The 21393-nt window shown below is 67.5% G+C and carries 21 protein-coding genes and 1 tRNA gene; 12 read left to right on the top strand and 10 right to left on the bottom strand.

All coding sequences use genetic code 11. From position 1 onward, the window contains the following. A partial coding sequence (locus tag A9X01_RS19585; RefSeq protein WP_495524982.1) for a thiamine pyrophosphate-binding protein occupies nucleotides 1-1486 on the bottom strand: 1486 nt, incomplete at its 3' end. A 168-nt stretch (nucleotides 1487-1654) separates the two neighbouring features. Between A9X01_RS19585 and A9X01_RS19580 the strand changes: the two genes are divergently transcribed. The 6 genes from A9X01_RS19580 (at nucleotide 1655) to A9X01_RS19555 (ending at nucleotide 6070) form a co-directional block, all read left to right on the top strand. Then, complete coding sequence (locus A9X01_RS19580) at nucleotides 1655-2203, top strand: Rv2240c family protein (RefSeq protein WP_081282484.1); 549 nt, start codon at nucleotides 1655-1657, stop codon at nucleotides 2201-2203. Between the two features lie 75 nt (nucleotides 2204-2278). Continuing rightward, nucleotides 2279-2689 (top strand): DUF3052 domain-containing protein, encoded by a 411-nt coding sequence (locus tag A9X01_RS19575; protein ID WP_065122334.1) that lies wholly within the window; start codon nucleotides 2279-2281, stop codon nucleotides 2687-2689. Next, nucleotides 2689-3150 carry a peroxiredoxin gene (locus A9X01_RS19570; protein ID WP_065122333.1) on the top strand — a complete coding sequence of 154 codons (462 nt, stop codon included), beginning with the start codon at nucleotides 2689-2691 and terminating at the stop codon, nucleotides 3148-3150. The genes A9X01_RS19575 and A9X01_RS19570 overlap by 1 nt, the downstream gene beginning before the upstream one ends. Nucleotides 3151-3200: 50 nt before the next feature. Next, nucleotides 3201-3272: transfer RNA gene (locus A9X01_RS19565), tRNA-Val, on the top strand. A gap of 475 nt (nucleotides 3273-3747) precedes the next feature. Further along, entirely contained in the window at nucleotides 3748-4836 is a 1089-nt protein-coding gene (locus A9X01_RS19560) for a phosphotransferase family protein (RefSeq protein ID WP_065122332.1), read from the top strand. Nucleotides 4837-4861: 25 nt separating this feature from the next. Continuing rightward, a complete protein-coding gene (locus A9X01_RS19555) occupies nucleotides 4862-6070 on the top strand; it encodes an acyl-CoA dehydrogenase family protein (RefSeq protein WP_065122331.1) in 1209 nt (402 codons plus the stop codon). Here A9X01_RS19555 and A9X01_RS19550 read toward each other — a convergent pair. The 3 genes from A9X01_RS19550 to A9X01_RS19540 are packed head-to-tail and all read right to left on the bottom strand — an operon-like array spanning nucleotide 6067 to nucleotide 9225. Beyond that, nucleotides 6067-7158, bottom strand: coding sequence for a lipase family alpha/beta hydrolase (locus tag A9X01_RS19550; protein ID WP_253849222.1), 1092 nt, complete (start codon nucleotides 7156-7158; stop codon nucleotides 6067-6069). The two genes, A9X01_RS19555 and A9X01_RS19550, sit on opposite strands and share 4 nt — an antisense overlap. Continuing rightward, nucleotides 7155-7469 carry a hypothetical protein gene (locus A9X01_RS31475; protein ID WP_065122330.1) on the bottom strand — a complete coding sequence of 105 codons (315 nt, stop codon included), beginning with the start codon at nucleotides 7467-7469 and terminating at the stop codon, nucleotides 7155-7157. Before A9X01_RS31475 ends, A9X01_RS19550 begins: the two co-directional genes overlap by 4 nt. 34 nt (nucleotides 7470-7503) lie before the next feature. Next, nucleotides 7504-9225 carry a GMC oxidoreductase gene (locus tag A9X01_RS19540; RefSeq protein WP_065122329.1) on the bottom strand — a complete coding sequence of 574 codons (1722 nt, stop codon included), beginning with the start codon at nucleotides 9223-9225 and terminating at the stop codon, nucleotides 7504-7506. Between the two features lie 96 nt (nucleotides 9226-9321). On the opposite strand from A9X01_RS19540, the gene A9X01_RS19535 reads away from it, so the two are divergent. Further along, nucleotides 9322-9975, top strand: coding sequence for a nitroreductase family protein (locus tag A9X01_RS19535; RefSeq protein WP_253849220.1), 654 nt, complete (start codon nucleotides 9322-9324; stop codon nucleotides 9973-9975). Here A9X01_RS19535 and A9X01_RS19530 read toward each other — a convergent pair. Next, entirely contained in the window at nucleotides 9972-13247 is a 3276-nt protein-coding gene (locus A9X01_RS19530; RefSeq protein ID WP_065122328.1) for a LuxR family transcriptional regulator, read from the bottom strand. The genes A9X01_RS19535 and A9X01_RS19530 overlap by 4 nt on opposite strands. Nucleotides 13248-13370: 123 nt before the next feature. Between A9X01_RS19530 and A9X01_RS30055 the strand changes: the two genes are divergently transcribed. Then, nucleotides 13371-13565 carry a hypothetical protein gene (locus A9X01_RS30055; RefSeq protein WP_099051140.1) on the top strand — a complete coding sequence of 65 codons (195 nt, stop codon included), beginning with the start codon at nucleotides 13371-13373 and terminating at the stop codon, nucleotides 13563-13565. Between the two features lie 42 nt (nucleotides 13566-13607). Continuing rightward, nucleotides 13608-14732, top strand: coding sequence for an epoxide hydrolase family protein (locus tag A9X01_RS19525; protein ID WP_065122327.1), 1125 nt, complete (start codon nucleotides 13608-13610; stop codon nucleotides 14730-14732). Nucleotides 14733-14876: 144 nt separating this feature from the next. On the opposite strand, the gene A9X01_RS19520 is transcribed toward A9X01_RS19525, so the two are convergent. Then, nucleotides 14877-15269 (bottom strand): VOC family protein, encoded by a 393-nt coding sequence (locus A9X01_RS19520; RefSeq protein WP_065122326.1) that lies wholly within the window; start codon nucleotides 15267-15269, stop codon nucleotides 14877-14879. A gap of 14 nt (nucleotides 15270-15283) precedes the next feature. After that, complete coding sequence (locus tag A9X01_RS19515; protein WP_065122325.1) at nucleotides 15284-16099, bottom strand: oxygenase MpaB family protein; 816 nt, start codon at nucleotides 16097-16099, stop codon at nucleotides 15284-15286. 60 nt (nucleotides 16100-16159) lie between these two features. Here A9X01_RS19515 and A9X01_RS19510 point away from each other — a divergent pair, with 60 nt between their 5' ends. After that, a complete protein-coding gene (locus A9X01_RS19510; protein WP_065122324.1) occupies nucleotides 16160-17113 on the top strand; it encodes a cobalamin biosynthesis protein in 954 nt (317 codons plus the stop codon). On the opposite strand, the gene A9X01_RS19505 is transcribed toward A9X01_RS19510, so the two are convergent. Genes A9X01_RS19505 through A9X01_RS19495 form a run of 3 tightly spaced genes read right to left on the bottom strand, consistent with a single transcriptional unit; the run spans nucleotide 17095 to nucleotide 19071 of the window. Next, nucleotides 17095-17943: an SURF1 family cytochrome oxidase biogenesis protein gene (locus tag A9X01_RS19505; RefSeq protein WP_065122323.1), complete on the bottom strand. Its 849-nt coding sequence runs from the start codon at nucleotides 17941-17943 to the stop codon at nucleotides 17095-17097. The two genes, A9X01_RS19510 and A9X01_RS19505, sit on opposite strands and share 19 nt — an antisense overlap. Then, nucleotides 17943-18437, bottom strand: a complete 495-nt coding sequence (locus A9X01_RS19500) for a low molecular weight protein-tyrosine-phosphatase (RefSeq protein ID WP_081282481.1) — start codon at nucleotides 18435-18437, stop codon at nucleotides 17943-17945. Before A9X01_RS19500 ends, A9X01_RS19505 begins: the two co-directional genes overlap by 1 nt. Then, nucleotides 18430-19071, bottom strand: a complete 642-nt coding sequence (locus A9X01_RS19495; protein ID WP_065122340.1) for an HAD-IA family hydrolase — start codon at nucleotides 19069-19071, stop codon at nucleotides 18430-18432. Before A9X01_RS19495 ends, A9X01_RS19500 begins: the two co-directional genes overlap by 8 nt. Nucleotides 19072-19227: 156 nt before the next feature. On the opposite strand from A9X01_RS19495, the gene cobC reads away from it, so the two are divergent. Together cobC and A9X01_RS19485 are read left to right on the top strand one after the other, a co-directional pair. Next, the gene (gene cobC, locus A9X01_RS19490; protein WP_253849226.1) at nucleotides 19228-20259 is read left to right on the top strand and encodes an Rv2231c family histidinol phosphate aminotransferase CobC; all 1032 of its coding nucleotides are present in this window, start codon (nucleotides 19228-19230) and stop codon (nucleotides 20257-20259) included. Then, nucleotides 20256-21386 (top strand): Nif3-like dinuclear metal center hexameric protein, encoded by a 1131-nt coding sequence (locus tag A9X01_RS19485; protein WP_065122322.1) that lies wholly within the window; start codon nucleotides 20256-20258, stop codon nucleotides 21384-21386. The genes cobC and A9X01_RS19485 overlap by 4 nt, the downstream gene beginning before the upstream one ends. The last annotated feature ends 7 nt before the right edge of the window (nucleotides 21387-21393 follow it).

The following is a 21393-nucleotide window of genomic DNA, read 5'->3' as shown; positions in this document are numbered from 1 at the left end:
GCTGATGCTGGCCTATAAGGAGAGTGAAGTCGGTCAGATCCTGCACGAGGGCATCAACGAGGCCGGGGTGGTAGTACGGGGGCAGATAGGGGTCTTCCTCCAACTGGGCGTCGCTGATCGGGATCCGCATGGCGTCCCGGAAATGCTTGAGGTCTTCCAGCGCAAGCTTTTTCATCTGGTGCGTGGCGTTGCGGCCCTGGAAGTGGGCGCCCAGCGAGTAGCCCTTGATGGTCTTGGCCAGGATGACCGTCGGCTGTCCCTTGTGGTCGACCGCGGCGCGGTAGGCGGCGTAAACCTTGCGGTAGTCGTGCCCGCCCCGCTTGAGGTTCCAGATCTCGGAGTCGCTCATCTTCTCCACGAGGGCCTTGGTGCGCGGGTCCCGGCCGAAGAAGTGGTCACGCACGTAGGCGCCGTCGTTGGCCTTGTAGGTCTGGTAGTCCCCGTCGGGGGTGGAGTTCATCAGGTTGACCAGCGCGCCGTCACGATCGGCGTGCAGCAGGGCGTCCCATTCGCGGCCCCAGACCACCTTGATGACGTTCCAGCCGGCGCCGCGGAAGAACGATTCCAGCTCCTGGATGATCTTGCCGTTGCCGCGCACCGGGCCGTCGAGACGCTGCAGGTTGCAGTTGATCACGAAGGTCAGGTTGTCCAGCCCTTCCAGGGCGCCGACGTGCGCCAGGCCGCGACTTTCCGGCTCGTCCATCTCGCCGTCGCCCAGGAAGCACCACACGTGCTGCTCGGAGGTGTCCTTGATGCCACGGTCGTGCAGATAGTGGTTGAACCGCGCCTGATAGATGGCGTTGAGCGGCCCCAGACCCATCGATACCGTCGGGAACTCCCAGAAGTCGGGCATGAGCCGGGGGTGCGGATAGGAGGGCAACCCCGGTGCGTGGCTGTGTTCCTGGCGGAATCCGTCGAGGCGCTCGGTGCTCAACCGGCCTTCCAGGAAGGCGCGGGCGTAGATGCCGGGGGAGGCGTGGCCCTGGATGAAGACCTGGTCCCCGCCGCCGGGGTGGGATTTCCCCTTGAAGAAGTGGTTGAAGCCGACCTCGTAGAGCGCCGCCGACGACGCATACGTCGAGATGTGCCCGCCGACGCCCACCCCGGGGCGTTGCGCACGGTGCACCATGATGGCCGCGTTCCACCTGATCCACGCCCGGTACCGGCGCTCGACGTCCTCGTCACCGGGGAACCAGGGTTCGAGTTCGGTCGGGATGGTGTTGACATAGTCCGTCGAGGTCAGCGATGGGATCACCACTCGCTGCTCGCCGGCCCGCTCCAGCATCCGCAGCATCAGATACCGCGCCCGCGCCGGCCCGGATCGGGCCAGTAGCTCGTCGAAGGACTCCAGCCACTCCGAGGTCTCCTCGGGATCGATGTCGGGCAGATACGACGCCACGCCCTCGCGGATCACCCGAACCCGGTCGGGTTCGCCTGTGCTGCTTGAGGTTTTGGCCAGATCGTTGCGGGCGAACTCGGTCGTCAACTTCTGCTCCTGAAGGTGGCAGGGTAGCTACTTGATCGATCTTCCTCCTATCGTGCCGCACCGGAGTGCTCCGCGGATAGGCGACGCCTGCCGTCAGCACATGATCAAAGTCGGTGCTAATGGGGCAGATGGGATCGTGACCCGGTAACGTCAGATCCCGTGATTCACGTGGGGGAGATCCCCAGGCGAGGCGCCCTGGCTCTCGGCTGTGTTGCGGTGCTGGTGATCGGCATCGTCGGCTGTACGAAGGTCACCGAGGGGAGCGGTTCACCCGACACCAGCCTCGCGCCGGCCTACCGGTCGTCGGTGTCCGCCTCGGTGTCGGCGTCGTCGGTGACCTCAAGCGTCCGCGAGTCCCAACGGCAGGCGTCGGTGACGACGCGGGCGATGCGGACCTCATGTGATGCGTTGGCCACCACCAGCAAGGAAGCCATCGACAAGGTGAATGCCTTCGTCGCGGCGTTCAACGGCGGCAGGAATACCGGGCCCACCGAAGGTCCGGCCATCGAGGCGCTCAATGCCAGTGCGACGGCGGTGGAGAACAGCTACAGCGAGGCGTTGCCGGCCCAGATGCGCGACGCGTTCAACACCTACAACGACGCGGCTCGTCAGGTGGCCAATGCGATCGGTACCCATGCTCCGACCGGTGAGTTCAACAGACGGGTTGATCGGCTGAACGATGCCAAGACCAAGGCGCTGAAACTGTGCATGGGTTAGCCGTATGAACTCTGAGGTGCCTGTGCGACGATAACGGTCGTCGCTTGTCGTGCGGTTTGTTGAGGAGGTTCCACGGTGGTCGCGGCGGATCACGCTCGAAAATTGGGCATCCAACGGGACCAGGTCGTGCAGGAGTGGGGCTGGGACGAGGACACCGACGACGACATCCGCGCCGACGTCGAGGAGGCGTGCGGCAGTGAGTTGCTCGACGAGGACACCGACGAAGTCGTCGACGTGGTGTTGCTCTGGTGGCGCGACGGCGACGGGGACCTGGTGGACATCCTGATGGACGCGATCAGCCCGCTGGCCGAGGACGGCGTGATCTGGGTGCTGACGCCCAAGACGGGGCGGCCGGGGCATGTGTTGCCCGCCGACATCGCCGAGGCGGCCCCCACCGCGGGCCTGATGCCGACGTCGTCGGTCAATCTGGGCAATTGGAGTGCCAGCCGCCTGGTCCAGCCGAAGTCGCGGACCGGGAAGCGCTGATGCTTGACGTCGGAGCCACTGCCCCCGACTTCAGCCTGCGCGACCAGAATCAGCAGCCGGTTGCGTTGGCCGACTACCGGGGCACCAAGAACGTGCTGCTGGTGTTCTTCCCGCTGGCGTTCACCGGGATCTGCCAGGGTGAGCTGGATGCGCTGCGCGATCACCTGCCCGAGTTCGAGAACGACAACAGTGCGGCGCTGGCCATCTCGGTGGGACCGCCGCCCACCCACAAGATCTGGGCCGTGCAGAGCGGCTTCACCTTTCCGGTGTTGTCCGATTTCTGGCCGCACGGTGCGGTCAGCCAGGCCTACGGGGTGTTCAACGACGTCGCCGGTGTCTCCAACCGGGGCACTTTCGTGGTGGATCGCTCTGGGATCATCCGGTTTGCCGAGATGAAGCAGCCCGGTGAGCCCCGCGATCAGGACCTGTGGCGGCAGGCGTTGGCGGCCGTGCAGGGTTGAGCGTTTTGAGTGCTGGGCCCTTCGGCGTGTAGCCTGCGCCGGGGCATAAGGGGCGCGTAGCTCAGTGGTAGAGCTCTGGTTTTACACACCAGCGGTCGGCGGTTCGATACCGTCCGCGCCCACTCATTGCGCGTGTCAATGCGGTTATCGGTCACACACGTCGACGCGATTAGTCATGGACCCACGTGATGACACGACGCTGACACCGGATGGCCGATCAACGGGAATCTGGACCTCAACGGATCCAGGTCGTGGCGGATCTCAAGCAATGTTGTGGTGGGCGTGTTCTCGCCGGCGCGCCCGGGCCTCGAGGGTGTCTGGCAGCCGGTGACAAGTAAGGCGCTGAGGATTGCAACCACCACTGTGAACCGCTGCCTCATTGCGAAGCTCGCCTTCGAGGCCGGAGTTTATTGTCCGATCGGGTGTGCCGCCATGGCCTCGACTTTGCGGTCGACGAGGGTGACACCTCGATGCCGGGATCTCGACCGTGAGTACCGTGATGGGGCTAATCGACGACATCCCGACATGCGCGGCGCGATCTGACACCGGAAGCCTCGGGGGATGCGCACGACATCGACGTCGGCCGGAGGAGCCTCGATGACAACACGCCACGATCGTGGTGACTCTGCTGCCGCCGTGACGGAACACAGCTTCCGCGCCGAATCCGTACCGCAGAACTGGCAAGCGCTCGACGCTTGGCTACAAGGTCGCGGGATGACGCTCGACGCGACGGAGCCCCGCCAGTTCGCGAACGGCCTGGCCAACCTGAACTACCTGATCTGGGTTGACCGCCAACCCCTGGTCCTTCGCCGCCCGCCGAGCGGGCCGCTGGCCGAGGGGGCCAGTGACATGGCGCGGGAATTTCGCGTGTTGAGTCAATTGCACGGGCATTACCGCCGCGCTCCGCGGGCGGTCGCGTTTTGTGAGGACACTTCGGTACTCGGCGGACCATTCCAGCTGATCGAATACCGGCCGGGCACCGTCGTGTCCGACACGATTCCCGAGCGACTCGCGCATGTCCCCGCCGTCCGGCTCGCCGACGAATTCGTGACCGCACTCGCCGACCTGCACTCGATCGACATCGACGCACATCCCGAGCTTCGCGAACTCGGGCGGCCGGACGGGTTCATCGCACGACAGATCAGCGGTTGGAACCGGCGGGCGCACAATGCGTTCGACGGAACGCCGCCGGCGACGGTCGAGCACATCGTGTCCTGGCTGGAGACCGCGGCGCCGGAGCCGTCAGTGAAACCGGCTGTGCTGCACAATGATTTCAAGTTCGACAATGTGATCTTCGACGAAACGGGTGCGGCCGCCGCCGTGATCGATTGGGACATGTCGACTCTGGGCGATCCGCTCTTCGATCTCGGCGTCACCCTGTCGTACTGGGCGCAGCCCGACGACGCGGAAGTCATCCGCGAACTGGGATTGGCTCCCTCACTGCAGCCGGGCTTCCCGGACCGAAAGGCGCTCGCGGCGCAGTACTTCGCCGCGGCAGGACGCGAAGCCGTGCCGGTCGGGTTCTACCTGGCGTTGGGCCGGCTGCGGCTCGCGATCGCCTGGCAGCAGATGTTTGTGTTGCACCAGCGTGGGGCGCTCGTCGGCCCGAAATACGCCGCATTCAACCGCATTGCGACCTCTGTCCTGGCGGTAACCGCGGATTCTCTTTCAACAGAACACATTTGATCACTTACACGAACAGGACGGCTCCGTGATCGACTTCTCCATACCCCAGGAACTGACGGCACTCGGCGAACGTGTCCGCCAGTTCGTCATCGACGAAATCATTCCCTACGAGCGCGATCCGCGGCTCACCCAGCACGGCCCCAACGACGAGTTACGGCAGGAGCTCGTCGAGTTGGCCCGCAGGCAAGGGCTGCTCACCCCACAGGCGTCCCCGCGATTCGGCGGCAAAGGCATCTCGCACATCGAGCAGTCGGTGATCTACGAGGCGGCCGGATGGTCCACCCTCGGGCCCGTCGCGATGAACTGCGCCGCGCCGGACGAGGGCAACATGTTCCTGCTCGACAAGCTGACCACCGACGAGCAGGCCGAAGTCTTCCTGAAACCCGTGCTTGACGGGCAGTTTCGCTCGGTGTTCGCGATGACCGAGCCCGGCGGGGCGGGATCGGATCCGTCACAACTGCTCACCGAGGCGCGACGCGACGGCGACTCCTACGTCATCAACGGCCGCAAGTGGCTCATCACCGGAGCCAACGGTGCGGGCACCTGGATCGTGATGGCCAACGTGGTCGACGACGGAAACCGCAGCGGACCAACGTTGTTCCTCGCCAAGGGTGACAACCCCGGCATCGTCGTCGAACGCGTAATGAACTCGATGGACCGCAATTACGTCGAAGGGCACGGCGTGGTCGTCTTCGACGATCTGCGGGTGCCCGCAGCCAACGTGCTCGGCGAGGTCGGGGAGGCCATGCGTTACGCGCAGATGCGCTTGGCCCCAGCACGTCTCACGCACGCCATGCGCTGGTTGGGTGCCGCCTCGCGCGCACAGCACATCGCCCTGGAGCATGCGAAGACCCGCACGGCCTTCGGCAGCTCGATCATCGACCACCAGGGCGTCGGGTTCATGCTGGCGGACAACGAGATTGCGCTCACCCAGTGCCGCTTGGCGATCTGGTACACGGCCTGGGTTCTGGACCAGGGGCACAAGGGGCGGCACGAGAGTTCGATAAGCAAGGCGTTCGTGTCCGAGGAGCTCTTCAAAGTTGTCGACCGTTGCATCCAGGTCATGGGGGGCATCGGCGTCACCGACGAAACGCCGATCGAGATGATCTTCCGGGACATCCGCGGATTCCGGCTCTATGACGGGCCGACGGAGGTCCACAAATACGCGATCATCCGGCGGATGAACCACGTTGGGTCGGCGGCGGCGCGGGTGCCGGGATCCGACACCATCTAGGGCTTTGAGGGTTCGGGGCAGTCCTGCCGGTTGGCGGTGTCGAGCGCCGTCGGCGCGTCCTTGATCGCGTTGTTCAGCACGTCGAACACGCGAGGATCCCACGTGAGCCCGGTCTTCCAGTCCAGCCCGGCCAGGTTGGAAACGTAGATGCTGTGGGTGTCGTCGAAGGTGAAGCAGCGCCGGTGCGGCAACACCGAGTCGGCGATGTCGGTGGCCAGCGCGCTGCGAAGAGCGACGATGCCGTCGTTAGGCCACACAGCGGGATTCGCCTGACCGGGTTGCGTGAACCTGTTACCGCCGATCAGCACCACCGGAATCTTTTCGAGCACACCGGCCTGAAACTGGTTCCAGCCGTTGTCGCCCTGCAGGTAGGCATTGGTGACCTCACGCCCCGAACCCGATACCAGCCGCTGCACCTCGGTCTTGAATCCCTTCATGGCGTCTTCGCAGAGCCGGTCTCCGAGACAATCACTCAGCGGCACTGCGTCATTGGCGTAGTCGGCGACAAAGGCACCCTGCCACGGCGTGCCGATGGTGGTCAGCGAGCGGATCTTCAGCGCCGAATTGATCCCCGTCAACACCCGGATGGCGGCGCGGGAATACAAGCCGCCCATCGAATGGCCGATCAGATCCACCTCGGTGACACCCTTGTCGGTCTGCAGCCAGGTCAAGAACCGGGCCAGATGCTCACCGGCGGTGTCGATGCTGCCCTGCGAGTTCACCGTCATGTTTTCGGGCAACGTCACCGGACACATCGAGAAGGGACCGAAACCGGTCTGATCGGTGACTTGGCCGCGGCCGGCCATCGCGGGGGAGGTGTAGACGGTGTAGCCCTGCTTGAGCAGATACTCGCGGATCGCGGTGTCGGTGTTGCCCGCGGCCAGGCCCGCGGCGCAGGCCTGGTCGGGGGTAGTGAATGGGCTGGTCGCGTCCCCACCGGAAACGATCACCACCGCGTGGCCCGCCGCCGGCCTGTCGGAGGCATTGTTGCTGCCACCACAGCCGGCCGACACCAACACCAACACCAAGGCGATCAGCGTGAGCAATAGTCGTTGCAAGCGGCGCGGTATGGCGTCGACGCGACTCACTGCACTTTGACCCACGGCGTGCAGCCGTGGGTGATGAAGTGCCCTACCGTAGGCGTGATATCCGCCGTGATCGATTGTGCGGGACCCACGCTGTCGCCGCTGATCGGTTTCCAATCGCTCGTCCAGGTGCTGAATGTGCATTCGGGCGCACCGGGATCACGCACGTCGGTACGCGCGGTGTAGATGCCGTGTGGAAGCTGCTCGGGCACCGCGTATGTGCCGGGCCCATAGGTTGCCTCCGCGCGGGCCGAGGGACAGGCGACGCAGGCGGCGATCAGCAGGGACACGATGATCGGCGCCGGGGTCCGCATCAGCTAACGATAAGTTCGTTGAGCCGCTTGTGCATCAACTTTGGTGGAGCGGCAGCGTCAGCGCGGCCGGGGCGTTGGCCGGCACCACCGGGTGCTGCGGCGCGATGTGCGGAATCCGTTGGTAGGGCGCGCCGATCGGCGGCCGGGTGTCGGCCTCGTTCTTGTTGGGCCAGAACGACATCGCCCGCTCGGCCTGCGCGGTGATGGTCAGCGACGGGTTCACCCCGATGTTCGCGGAGATCGCCGACCCGTCGACGACGTGCAGCCCCGGGTGGCCATACATCCGGTGATAGGCGTCAATGACACCCGTCTCGGGTGAGTCGCCGATGGTGCAGCCGCCGAGGAAGTGCGCCGTCATCGGGACGTCGAAGATCTCACCGACGCTGCTGTAGGGCATACCGCCGATGTCCTCGGCGAGCCGACGGACCGCCTCGTTGGCCTTCGGGATCCAGGTGGGGTTGGGCACGCCGTGGCCCTGCCGTGAGGACAGCTTGACGCCGCCGAACCGCCTGCGCTTGGGGAACAGCGTCAGCGAGTTGTCCTCGGTCTGCATGACCAGCGCGATGACCGTGCGCTGCGACCAGCTGCGCAGGCCCGCGTACACCGAGGCGGCCTGCCCGGGGTGGCGCAGCACCTGGCCCAGCCAGCGCAACCAGCGCGGTGCGCGCCCGCCGCCGTCGGTCATGACGGTGGTCAGCATCCCCATCGATTGCGCGCCCTTGCCGTAGCGGACCGGTTCGATGTGCGTCTTGTCGTCCGGGTGAATCGACGACGTGATCGCGACACCCTGATGGAACGCGGCGTCTTTGCCCTGCCGCAGCCGGACGCTGGCGCCGCACAGCGCTTCGGAGTTCGTCCGGGTCAGAACCCCGAGCCGGTCGGAGATCTGGCTCAGGGTGCCGCTGGCCTTCATCCGGTGCAGCAGCTGCTGGGTTCCCCAGGTGCCCGCCGCGAAGATCACCTGCTCGGCGGTGATGGTCGCGGCCGTGCGCTTGGGCCGCCATGCTCCGCTGCGCACGGTCTCGACGGCATAGCCGCCCTCGGCCCGGGGACGCACGGACGTGACGGTGGTCAGATCGTGCACCCGCGCACCGGCCCGCTCGGCCAGATAGAGGTAGTTCTTCATCAGGGTGTTCTTGGCGTTATGCCGGCATCCGGTCATGCACTCGCCGACTTCGATGCAACCACGCCGGCGCGGCCCGGCCCCGCCGAAGAACGGATCATCGGTCTCCACACCGGGATTGGGCACGTTGTCCGGGCCGAAATACACCCCCACAGGTGTCATGCCGAACGTGTCCCCGACGCCCAGGTCGTCGGCGACCTTGCGTAGCGCGTGATCGGAGGCCGTCATCGTCGGGTTCCTCACCACGCCCAGCATCCGCTTGGCCTGGTCGTAGTAGGGCTGCAGCTCGTCTCGCCAGTCGGTGATGTGCGCCCACTGCCGATCCCGGTAAAACGCGTCGGATTTGGGTTCGTACAGGGTGTTGGCGTAGTTCAGCGAGCCGCCGCCCACACCGGCGCCGGCCAGCACGATCACGTCGGGCAGCAGGTGGATGCGCTGAATGCCGGTGCAGCCGAGCTTGGGCGCCCACAGGAAGTTGCGCAGGTCCAGGCTGTTCTTGGGAAACTGCGAATCCTCGAAACGGCGCCCGGCTTCCACCACCCCGACGCGGTAGCCCTTCTCGGTCAGCCGCAGCGCCGAAACCGATCCGCCGAAACCGGAACCGATTATCAGGACGTCGTAGTCCAGCGTCATCTCATCCTCCTGTCGCTGCCCTAGCGAATCCCCGGGATGGTCTGGGGCAAACATTCGGTGTTGCCCGCGACCCTGCGTAGTTGCTGGAATCGACAGATGAGCCAGCAGGAACCTTTGAACATGCCGCTCGAGGAGGCGATGCGCACCCAGCGCGCCATCCGCCGGCTCAAGAGCGACCCGGTCGACGACTCCCTGGTACTGCATCTGCTCGAACTGGCCATGAAGGCACCGACCGGGTCGAACGCGCAGAACTGGGAGTTCATCGTCGTCAAGGACCGCAAGGTCGTCGCCAAGCTGGGCCGGCTGAATCGGACCGCGCTGAACGTGTTCGGTCCGCTCTACAAGCGTGCGCTGGAAAAGCGCATGGACGAAAAGATGCTTCGCATCGAAAAGGCCGTCCGCTGGCAGGCCGACCACTTCGACGACATCCCCGTCGTCGTGGTGGCCTGCCTCAAGGGCGTCATCCCGCCCCGGCCCACGATTGCGGTCAGCAGCGCCTACGGCTCCATCTATCCCGCGGTGCAAAACCTGCTACTGGCCGCCCGAGCGGCCGGGCTGGGCGCGGCGTTGATCACCATGCCGTTGTGGAATTCGATCGTGGCCAAGCGCGCCCTGGGGTTGCCGTGGAACGTCACCCCAGTCGCGGTGGTTCCGCTGGGCTGGCCAAAGGGCAAGTACGGGCCGACTTCCCGTCGGCCGGTGGGGGAATTCGTCTCGCTCGACCGGTACGGCAACCGCGCGTTCCGCTAGCCGTGCCGCGCGGCCTCCTGCGCGAGCTGCACCCGCGAGGTCAGGCCGAGCTTGGTGTAGATGTGCGTCAGGTGGGCCTGCACGGTGCGGGGCGAGATGAACAGTCTGGTGGCGACATCGCGATTGGGCAGGCCCTCGCTGACCAGCTTGACGACGTCGAGTTCGGCGCGGGTCAGCGAGGACCAGCCGCTGCTGGCGCGGGTGCGTTCGCCGCGCTTGCGTAGCGCGTAGGCGACGGCCTCGTCGCTCGACAGTTCCGCGCCTTCGGCCCAAGCGGCGTCGAAATCGTTGTTGCCCAGCGCTTCCCGTGTGGCGGCGACGCGGGGCTCGATACCGGGATCGAGGATCTTGAACCGCACCAGCCCCATGCGTTGGCGTGCCGCGTCGGCGGCGCCGAACAATCGGGCGGCCAGTGTGTGGTTCTCCTCGCCGGTTGCCACCATGGCCAGGCAGTCGAGGGCGAACGGAATGAGCAGGTCGCCCTTGAGTCGAGCGGCCAAGTCGAGTGCCCCGTAAGCATCCCGTTCGGCGGCGTCGGCTTCGCCCTGCGCGATCTCCACGTACGCGCGTGTTATCGAAGACGCGGCCCGACTCCACCCCGTCGTCGCGGCCACCACCTCGTCGGCCCACCGGCGGGCCGCGGCGAAATCGCCATAGGCCAATGGCGCCAACGCCGCAAAGTTGTAAATGGCGGCCATTTGCGGATCCAGTGGGGTGACTTTTCGAGCCGCCGCGAACGCTTCGGACGCAGCGTGCCCATCACCCATGGCCAGGTGCACCACCGCGGATGCCGCGTAGACGACTCCGCTGTAGGTATCGAACAGGTTGGTGACGCGGGCGAGCGCGACTTTCGCCGCCGCTTCGGCGGCTTCCGTCTGCCCCTGATAGGCCAGGATCAGTGCTTGCAGCGACCGGGCGTGCATGGAATACATACCGTCGCGAGCCGCAGTCGCCTCGTCGTCGACCGTGCGAACCACCGGCAACGCGCCGGAAAGATCTCCCCGCAGTACCTGGGCCCAACCCAGGACGTAGCGGGACTGCCGGGACACGAACTTCTCGCCGATCGCGTCGGCGATGCGCAGCGCTTCTTCGGCGGCCTGTTGTCCCATCTGCGGCTCGCCGAACAGCAGCGCAGCTACCGCCTCTAATGCGACTGTCTGTCCCAACCACCAGGAATCGCCGCTGGCCCGGGCGATGTCCGCCGCTTCGGTGAAGTACGCGACGGAGCGGTGCCTGTCAGCGGAGGCGCGGCCCGCGCAACCGGTCAGCGCCCGCGCCACCAGGGCGGGCTCGCCGAGCTCACGCGCCGCGGCCAGCGTGCGCTCGGCGTAGTCGAGATCGACCGTCAGGCCCCGGAACGACCCCAAAATTACGTGGCTCACCATCGCCCGGATCAGCCCGGGAGACGCCTCGGCGGGAGAATCCGCGTCGGCGAGCGCGGCCTCCAGCCACTTCACGCCTTCCTGCATCAGCCCTCGGTTCAGCCAGAGCGGCAATAACGACGACGCGAGGGACAACGCCTGCTCCGTGTCGCCGTTCTCCCGGCTCCACGCGAAAGCCGCTCGCAGATTGTCGATTTCGGCACCGGCTACATCGATGCGGTGTTGGCGTTCCTCGGCCGGCGAGGTCGCGAGCCGGGAGGCGATCGCCGTGTAGTGGTCGCGGTGGCGGCCGCGCACGTCGTCGCCTTCGCGGGACTCGCCCAGTTTCTCCAACGCGTACTGCCGGACCGTCTCCAACAGCCGGTAGCGGGTGCCGTGCGGACCGTCGTCGGCAACGACAAGTGATTTGTCGACGAGCAGAGTCAGCTGATCGAGCACCTGGTAGCGCTCCCCGCCGCCGACGGCTTGAGCCGCATCGAGATCGAAGCCGCCGAGAAACACCGCCAGCCGGCGGAACAACACCCGTTCGGCCTCGCTGAGCAATTCGTGTGACCAGTCCACCGAGGCCCGCAACGTCTGCTGGCGGCGCACGGCGGTTCGCGCGCCGCCGGTGAGCAGCCGGAACGTGTCGTGCAGACTGCGCAGGATCTCGGTTGGTGACAACGCGCGGATGCGGGCCGCGGCAAGTTCGATGGCCAGCGGTAGTCCGTCAAGCCGGCGGCAGATGGCGATCACCGTCTCCGCGTTGTCGTCACCGACGCGAAATTCCGGTCGGATGCGGCGCGCACGATCGGCGAAGAGTTCGACGGCCTCGTCGGTCAGGGACAGCGAGGGCACTCGCCAGCTCAGCTCACCGCCCACTCCTATCGATTCGCGGCTGGTCGTGAGCAGCGTCAACGCCGGGCATCCGGCCAACAGGCCACCGAGCAACTCCGCGCTGGCGTCGAGCAGGTGTTCGCAGTTGTCCACCAGGACGAGCATCCGGCGATCGCGGATGAACCGTCGCAGCATGTCGATGGTCACGTCGCCCGCCTGGTCGGGCACGCCCAGCGCCCGGGCGACCGTCAGCGGCACAGCGTCGGGATCGGTGACCGGCGCCAGGTCGACATACGAGATACCGTCGGAGAAGTCGGTGGCCACCGATGCCGCGACCTGCACCGCCAACCGGGTTTTGCCGGCTCCGCCCGCGCCGGTCAACGTCACGAGTCGGTTCTCGGCCAGCGCCTCCCGGATGCCGCGGATCTCGGTCTCACGGCCGATGAAGCTTGTCAGTTGCGTTGGAAGCCGTTGCGCAGCAACGGTGTTGATGGTTCGCAACGGCGGGAAGTCATTGTGCAGGTCGGGATGGCACAGTTGCACAACCCGTTCCGGCCGGGGCAGATCCCGTAGTGGATGGGTACCCAGGTCGGTCAGCGTGACATCTGTCGGAAGTTGGTCGAGGACAAGCGGTTCGGTAGCACCGGAGAGGACCGTCTGACCGCCGTGGGCGAGATCGCGCAGGCGGGCGGTGCGGTTGATCGTCGGGCCGATGTAGTTGCTTTCATCGCGCAGATGGATGTCGCCGGTGTGCACGCCGATGCGCAGTCTGATGGGCGCCAGCGGGGCCCGCTGCAAGTCCAGCGCGCAAGACACCGCGTCGGCGGCGCGGGTGAACGCGATGACAAAACTGTCGCCCTCGCCCTGTTCGACCGGCCGCACGCCGTGATGGGCCGCGACCGTCGTGGCGAGCACTGCATCGAGTCGCGCGACCGCGTCTTGCATCGCCTCGGACTGGGTTTCCCATAGCCGTGTCGACCCCTCGACGTCGGCCAGTAGCAAGGTCACTGTTCCGGTTGGTAATCCGGTCGGTAGCTCGCTCATCTCGGGGACGCTCCAGCTCGTTTCGCTCATGCTAGCCAGGATGCGACCCGGTGTAGGGGCGAAGCATCGGCGAAAACGCTGATAGTTGCGGGTCGGGTATGCGTATGCGCCGGCTCTTGGACGTGTCTGACCCGGTGTGGCAAGGTCGAGGGCGTGGGTGACCTACCTGGTTCGCAGAGCGAGGGCACGGCGCGGCAGACTTCCGGACCGCCAGTGCGTCCGCTGGCTTCGGACCAGCAGCCGGCGACGAAGGCGGACCTGTACGCCGCGGTGGACGCGATGCGCGCCGACATGCGCGAACTGCTCGAGCAGATCAGCACGCTGATCAAGGACGCGACGCAGAAATAGGGTGGTTGTCGCGCCCTCGTCGGCGAGCGGCACTATAAGCGGGTGAAGCCGTTTCGCATCGATGTGCCCGACGATGTTCTCGAGGACCTGCAATCGCGATTGGCGCGCACCCGATGGCCGGAGGCCGAGTGCGTGGACGACTGGAGCCAGGGGATTCCGCTGCGCTACACCCAGGACCTGGCCGCCTACTGGGCCAATAACTACGACTGGCGGGCGCGGGAAGCCGCGCTGAACCGATTTGACCACTTCGTCGACCAATTCGACGGGTTGGACATCCACTTCATCCATCAGCGGTCGCCGCACGAGGATGCGTTCCCGCTGTTGATCACCCACGGCTGGCCGGGCTCGATTGTGGAGTTCCACAAGGTGATTGAGCCGCTGACCGATCCCACCGCACACGGCGGCCGCGCTGAGGACGCGTTCCACGTCGTCTGCCCGTCGCTGCCCGGTTACGGATTCTCCGGGAAACCGGGCCGCACCGGCTGGGGTGTGGAGAAGATCGCGCTTGTCTGGGAGGAGCTGATGCTTCGCCTGGGCTATCAGCGTTACGGCGCTCAGGGCGGCGACTGGGGCGCGGCCGTCACCACCCAGATCGGCCGTAATGGCGGCCACTGCGCGGGGATTCACCTGAACATGCCGCTGGGCATGCCCACCAAGGAGACCCTGGCCAACCCCACCCCGGAGGAGCAGGCCGCGCTCGCCGCGCTGGCGGAACATCGCAAGACGGGCACCGGCTATTCCAAGCAGCAGTCGACGCGGCCGCAAACCGTGGGATACGGACTGGTTGATTCGCCGGTGGGCCAGCTGGCTTGGATCGTGGAGAAGTTCTGGGCGTGGATGGACTGCGACGGGCACCCCGAGAATGTGCTGACCCGAGATGAGTTGCTGGACAACGTGATGCTGTACTGGGTGACCGCGACCGCGGCGTCCTCGGCCCGCTTGTACTGGGAGAGTTTCACGGTATGGGGCGACACCAGCCGGGTCGAATTGCCAACCGGGGTGGCCGCTTTCCCCAAGGAAGTGCTGCGCGCGCCGCGACGGTGGTGTGAGCCGAATTTCAACCTCACGCACTGGACGACGATGCCGCGCGGCGGGCACTTCGCCGCGTTCGAGCAGCCCGAGTTGTTCGTCGAGGACGTCCGTAAGTTCTTCGCGACGGTGCGCTGACGGGTCGGGGCCCGGCGGCCCGGGCCGGTCCCGTCGCCGGGTGTGCATCTGGCGACACGACACGCCGCTGCAGCGTCGTGAATCGCACACTCGGCGGCATGCTGGGCCGAGGCGGCTCGGGGCGGCGCGGCCCGCCCCGAGCGGTCAGGCGGGCGGCGCGAAGAACTCCAGCGCGATGCCGTCGGGGTCGCGGAAGCTCAACCCCGCGCCGTAGGGCGCATCGACGATGCCGCCGTGCTCGACACCCAGGTCGTCGAGCACCCCAACCCACGTGTCCAGTTCCCGCCGCGAGCTGCACCCGAAGCCGACATGGTCCAGGCCGACGCGAAACTCGCTGAATTTCTCGTCGGGCGCGGCGCGGTCGTGCTGCACGATGCCGAACAATGTGTTGCCGGCCAGCAGGAAGACCAGATGCCGGTAGCCGGCGTCGGTGTGCTCGTCGACCATCGGCTCACCGAACAGACGTCGGTACCACGGGCCGCTGACCTCGAGGTCTCGCACCGTGACGGCGACGTGGTTGAGCGGCGGGAAAGGCATTACCGACCTCCTCGCTAGACGACCCGCAGGCCGCGACGCGCACGAAAGCGCATGTCCCACAAGTAAATCTGATAGATGAGCAGCCACGCCCGGTGCGGTATCAGCCGGTCGGCGAGCCGCAGCGCCGAAAGCAGCCATTCAAACCGGCGCTGCTGGGACTCCGACCAGTCCAGCCGCATCATCGCGCGGAACTCCGGCGCCAGGAACCCCGTCGTGGCGAACAGGTTGAGGCGTCCGCCCAGCACCCGCAGCGGAAGCGGCAGAAACGCCATCGCGGCCACCCCGCGCAGATGCTCGCGCACCGGCGGGTCGATCCGCAACTCGTCCAGGGACCGCTTCCAGTACTCGTCGAAGGCGACCCGGTCGGCCGGCCACATCCTGTCCGGCACCTGCAGGGTGGTGCCCAGTCGCCTGGCGTCCTGGTAGACCGCGTCGGCGCTGGCGTCGTCGAGTGGGCCGTGCAGGAACTCGTGTTGTTCCACGAAGTAGCGGTAGAGGCAGGCCGCCACCCACAGTTGCAGCTTCGGGTTGAACGCGTTGTAGGGCACCGGGCTCGACGGCCGCGAGCGGACCTGCCGGTGCGCGGTGTCGACGGCGCTGCGCATCAATTTGCGGTCGGCTTCGGTCCCGATCGTCGCGACGGCCAGGTAGGTGCCGGTGGTGCGGGCCCGTTTGAACGGGTGCTTGTACACATTGCCGCTGTCCACGGGGCTCTCCAGCACTCCGTAGCCGACGCCCGGCAGCGACAACTGCATGATCACGTTAGCCGCCGGCAGCAACAGCGCCGCCGGGTTCAACAGGTCGGCAACCCTGGTTGCGGGTCGCTTCATTGCGAGTACCCCATGCGGTCGAGTAGATCACGAATGCCGGGGTTATGAGACGCTGCCCTGGTGCTTGCGTCGACACGGCGGGGCCGCGTGGTCGGCGTGCTGGCGGGCTACCTCGCGGACCTGGCCCTGGGTGATCCTCAGCGAGGGCACCCCGTCGCGTTGTTCGGTGCGGCGGCAGCCCAATTGGAGCGGGTCACCTACCGCGATGCCCGGGTTGCGGGTGCTGCGCACGTGACGATGTTGGTGGCCGGCGCCGGTCTATTGGGCGCGGCCCTGCAGCGGGGCGGACCGGTGCGCCGCGCCGCGGCCGTCGCCGTCGCCACCTGGACCGCGCTTGGGGGCACATCGCTGGCGCGCACCGGAGCCGACATGGCGGCATTGCTGGCGGCCGGGGACGTTGCGGGTGCCCGGACACTGCTCCCGTCGCTGTGCGGGCGCGACCCGGCGATGCTCGATGCCGCCGGTCTGACGCGCGCGGCGCTGGAGTCGGTGGCTGAGAACACCTCCGACGCCCAGGTCGCGCCGCTGCTGTGGGCCGCGGCCGGCGGCGCCCCCGGAGTGCTGATCTACCGCGCCGTCAACACGTTGGATTCCATGGTCGGCTACCGATCCCCGCGCTATAGCAAATTTGGTTGGGCGGCAGCACGATTGGACGACATCGTGAACTACGTGGCGGCGCGGGTGACCGGCGCGCTGGTGGTGGCCTGCGCGCCGGTGGTCGGCGGATCTGCGACGGGGGCGGTGCGGGCGTGGCGGTGCGACGCGGCGCGCCATCCCAGCCCCAACGCCGGCGTGGTGGAGGCGGCGTTCGCCGGGGCACTCGGGGTGCGGCTCGGCGGGCCGACCCAGTACCGCCACGAACTCGAGATCCGGCCGGTTCTTGGTGACGGCGAGCCGCCAACGGTGCACGACCTGCGACGGGCGGTGCGGCTGTCGCGGGTGGTGCAAGCGGGTGCGGTGGCGGTGGCGCTGGGAGCGGCTCGAGTGAGCAAGACCTACCGGCGGCGCCCGTAGCGATCGGCGAGCTTCTCCTCCACGGTCATCGGCTGAACGGGCGCCGACGCTTCCGCCTTCCCAGCCGCGGATAGTTCCTTCTCCCGGCGACGGGCCCGCACCTCGGAGTAGACGAAGTACCCCAACGCGACCGGCGCGAGAACGCCGAACAGGATCCACTGAATGCCGTAGGAGAGGAACGGACCGGCGTCCAGGCGCGGCACCCCGATCACGCCGAGCCCGCCGGGCTGGTCGTCGACCAACTGCAGGTACGACCCGGCCAGCGGCACGCCCGTCAGCGAAGACACCTGTTCGGTGCTGATCGAAAAGACTTGCTGGTAGCCATCTCTGGTGAACGGATCCTTGCCCTGCACGGTCGGCTCGGAATCGCGCAGGCGGGCGGTGATCGTCACCGTGTTCTCCGGCGGCGGCGGGATCGGCGGGATGTGCGATCCCTGCTCGGGCCGCACGTACCCGCGATCCACCAGCACGGTAGGACCGCCGTCGACGGCGAACGGGGCGAGCACCTCGAACGCCTGGTCGCCCTCGACCACCCGCAGCCGGGCCAGCACGCGGATGCCGGGCAGGTAGTGGCCCGTGGCGGTCACCTTGCGCCACTGCTGCCCGTTGGTAGGCGAATCCTGGTTGGGGATAAGGGTGTTCAACGGCACCGGGGCGGCGTTGAGCGAATCGGCGAGCTGCTGGTTCTCCCGGGACGTCTTGGTGTTCTTGCCCAGCTGCCATGGCGCCAGCACGGTGAAGCACAGGTAGGTGAACGCGATGCACACCAGGGCCAGCGCCAGCCAGCTCGGCCGCAGCAGGAACCTCAGACCGCGATTCCGCGAGGGCATCAACCCGATCCGTTCTGGGCGAGTCGTTCGTCCACCCACGCGTGCAGGCCGGGCAGGGCGGCTTCGATGACGTCGAAGACCTCTTTGAAGTCGTTCTGGTCGCCGTAGTACGGATCCTCGACGTCCAGGGCATACGCACCCGACCGCGGGTCGAAGGACCGCAACATCCGCAGCCGGTCGTCGTCCACCCCGAGCTGGCGCAGCAGCTGCGCGTGATTGCGGCCCAGCGCGATCACCAGGTCCGCCGCCAGATGGTCGTCCTCGACCTGAGCGGCACGGTGGTCGGTGGGGTAGCCGTGGTCGCGCAGCACCCGCTTGGCCCGCAGGTCGGCGCCCTCGCCGACGTGCCAGTTGCCGGTGCCGGCGCTGGTCACCCGCACCACGTCGCCCAGGCCGCGCTCTTGTATCTGGTGAGCGAACATCTTCTCGGCCATCGGCGAACGGCAGATGTTGCCGGTGCAGACGAACGTCACGTGCAGCTTCGACTCAGACACCCAGCACCTTCCGAAGCTCCTCGATGGTCGCGGCGTGCGTGACCAGAGTGGGACCGGCGGGCGCGTCCGGGTCCGCGAAGTCGGTGCGCCCGTAACCCCAGCCGACCACCACGGTGTCGATGCCGTGCGCCGCCGCGCCGTGCACGTCGTGGCTGCGGTCACCAACCATGAGAATTCGCTCGGGCAACGGTCGCAGCTGTTCCAGCGCGTGCGCCAGCACGTCGGCCTTGGATTTGCGCGAGCCGTCCGGGCTGGCGCCGGCGATCACCTCGAAATGGTGGTCCAGCCCGAAATGCGCCAGGATGCGGTGTGCCGTGGGCTCCAGCTTCGAGGTCGCCACGGCCAGCCGGACGCCGTTGGCCTCCAGGTCGGCCAGCAGCGGTTCGATGCCGTCGAACAGGCTGTTCATCGCCCAGCCGCGGCTGCCGTACTCGGCGCGGAAAGCCGCGAATGCTTCGTCGGCGCGCCCGTCGAGCTGCATCTCCCGGAAGGTCTCATCCATCGGCGGGCCGACGATCCGAGCGGCCAGATCCCCGTCCGGGATGGCCGCACCGATGTGGGTGAGCGCATGCCGAAAACTGGCCACGATGCCGACGGCCGAATCGGTGAGGGTGCCGTCGAGATCGAAAATCACCAGCTGCGGTGCCTCGTCGGTGATCGAACCTGTCACGCTCCCATTGTGGTTGATGGCGGCGCGCGAGTGCGCCGTGGTGCGCCGGATGCCTACTTCGCGTACTGGCGCACTAGTGTTTCAGTGGTGGCTGGTCTGGATCAGAGCGCGTCGGCCCGCATGTCGCGGGCCCGCTATCACGGTGATCAAGACGTGCTGCCCGGGATGCTCGATTTCGCGGTTAACGTCCGTCACGTCCAGCCGCCGTCCTGGTTGATAGCGCAGCTGGGCGCACGCCTGACCGATTTGGCCCACTACCCGGGCAGCGCCGAGGTGCGCGCCGCCCAGGACGCAGCCGCCGCCCGCCATGGCCGTGCGGCCGCCGAGGTCCTGCCGCTTGCCGGTGCGGCCGAGGGCTTCGCGTTGTTGCCCAACCTGCGCCCGCGCCGTGCGGCGCTCATCGCGCCGTCGTTCACCGAGCCGGAGGCGGCGCTGACGGCGGCCGGAATCCCGGTGCACCACGTGGTCCTGCCGCCGCCGTTCATCCTGGATGCCGCGCGGGTCCCCGAGGACGCGGACCTCGTCGTGGTGGGAAATCCGACCAACCCGACGTCGGTCCTGCACAGCCGCGAGCAACTGCTGGCCCTGCGCCGGCCGGGACGGATCGTGGTGGTCGACGAGGCGTTCGCCGACGCGGTGCCCGGCGAACCGGAATCCCTTGCCGGGGACGCCCTGCCCGACGTGCTGGTGCTGCGCAGCCTGACCAAGACGTGGGCACTGGCCGGGCTGCGGGTGGGTTATGCACTCGGGTCACTCGAGGTGCTGACGCGGTTGACCGCTCAGCGCGCGCATTGGGCGGTGGGGACGTTGCAGCTGACCGCGATCGCGGCCTGCTGCAGCCCGCGAGCCGTCGCCGAAGCCGCCGCCGACGCCGCGCGGCTGGCCGCCACCCGCGCGGCCATGGTCGCCGGGCTGGCATCGGTGGGTGTCGACGTGGTCGCCGGGCGGGCACCGTTCGTCTTGTTCCGTAGCCCCGACGCCGAATTGATCCGGAATCGGTTGGCCGGCAGCGGTATTGCGGTGCGGCGGTGTGACACCTTTGTCGGCCTGGACGCGACGTACTTGCGGGTGGCGGTGCGGCCGGAGTGGTCACGACTGGTCGAATCGATCGCCGAGACGCTGGCCGGCCTGCGCAGTGGGAGCCGCCGGTGAGCGTACGGCTGGCCGACATCATCGAGGTGCTGGACGAGGCGTACCCGCCGCGACTCGCCGAGTCCTGGGACTCGGTGGGCCTGGTCTGCGGCGACCCCGCCGAGGACGTCGAATCGGTGACCATCGCCATCGACGCGACGCCCGCCGTCGTCGACGAGGTCCCAGACGGGGCCCTGTTGCTCGCTCACCATCCGCTGCTGTTGCGCGGGGTCGACACGGTCGCGGCCAGCACACCCAAGGGTGCGCTGATTCACCGCCTGATCCGTTCCGGCCGTGCCCTGTTCACCGCCCACACCAATGCCGACTCGGCCGCACCGGGGGTGTCCGACGCGCTGGCCGACGCGCTCGGCCTGACCGTCGAGGCGGTGCTCGAGCCGTCGCCGTCGGTGGCCGATCTGGACAAGTGGGTCATCTACGTGCCGCAGGAGCACGCCGACAAGGTGCGCGAGGCGGTGTTCGCAGCGGGCGCCGGGCAGATCGGCGATTACTCGCACTGCAGCTGGAGCGTCACCGGCATCGGACAGTTCCTGCCGCACGACGGGGCAGCTCCGGCGATCGGCAGCGTCGGGACGGTCGAACACGTCACCGAGGACCGGGTGGAGGTGGTGGCCCCGGCCCGTGCGCGCGGTGCGGTGCTGGCGGCGATGCGCGCGGCGCACCCCTACGAGGAGCCGGCCTTCGACACCTTCGCCATGGCTCCACCGCCCGCCGACACGGGGCTGGGCCGCATCGGCACGCTGGCGCGACCCGAACGGTTCGCCGACTTCGTATCCCGCGTCGGTGCCGCGTTGCCGTCCACGTCGTGGGGGGTGCGCGCAGCCGGTGATCCCGACGTGCCGGTGTCGCGGGTTGCGGTCTGCGGGGGAGCCGGCGACTCGTTGTTGAGTGCGGTAGCTCGGGCCGGTGTGCAGGCTTATGTCACGGCCGACCTGCGGCACCATCCGGCCGACGAGCATTCCCGGGCGTCGGAAGTGGCGTTGATCGACGTGGCGCACTGGGCGAGTGAATTCCCGTGGTGCGGGCAAGCGGCGGACGTGCTGCGCTCGGCGTTCGGGCCCAAGCTGGCGGTGCGGGTGTCTGACATCCGCACCGACCCGTGGAACCTGTGCGCCGGGAACCAGACCTGAGTAGAGA

The organism is Mycobacterium asiaticum (genome assembly GCF_001668675.1).
Lineage (GTDB): Bacteria > Actinomycetota > Actinomycetes > Mycobacteriales > Mycobacteriaceae > Mycobacterium > Mycobacterium asiaticum_D.
Note: the sequence above shows the minus strand (reverse complement) of the source record. Positions and strands in the feature narration are given on the sequence as shown.

Coding starts and splice junctions, on each gene's coding strand:
- A9X01_RS19520 (WP_065122326.1), bottom strand. CDS start 15,269: ATGCCTTTCCCGCCGCTCAACCACGTCGCCGTCACGGTGCGAGACCTC.
- A9X01_RS19515 (WP_065122325.1), bottom strand. CDS start 16,099: ATGAAGCGACCCGCAACCAGGGTTGCCGACCTGTTGAACCCGGCGGCG.
- A9X01_RS19530 (WP_065122328.1), bottom strand. CDS start 13,247: ATGAGCGAAACGAGCTGGAGCGTCCCCGAGATGAGCGAGCTACCGACC.
- A9X01_RS19540 (WP_065122329.1), bottom strand. CDS start 9,225: ATGACGCTGGACTACGACGTCCTGATAATCGGTTCCGGTTTCGGCGGA.
- A9X01_RS19570 (WP_065122333.1), top strand. CDS start 2,689: ATGCTTGACGTCGGAGCCACTGCCCCCGACTTCAGCCTGCGCGACCAG.
- A9X01_RS19505 (WP_065122323.1), bottom strand. CDS start 17,943: ATGCCCTCGCGGAATCGCGGTCTGAGGTTCCTGCTGCGGCCGAGCTGG.
- A9X01_RS19535 (WP_253849220.1), top strand. CDS start 9,322: ATGAGCCAGCAGGAACCTTTGAACATGCCGCTCGAGGAGGCGATGCGC.
- A9X01_RS31475 (WP_065122330.1), bottom strand. CDS start 7,469: ATGCGGACCCCGGCGCCGATCATCGTGTCCCTGCTGATCGCCGCCTGC.
- cobC (WP_253849226.1), top strand. CDS start 19,228: ATGTCGCGGGCCCGCTATCACGGTGATCAAGACGTGCTGCCCGGGATG.
- A9X01_RS19560 (WP_065122332.1), top strand. CDS start 3,748: ATGACAACACGCCACGATCGTGGTGACTCTGCTGCCGCCGTGACGGAA.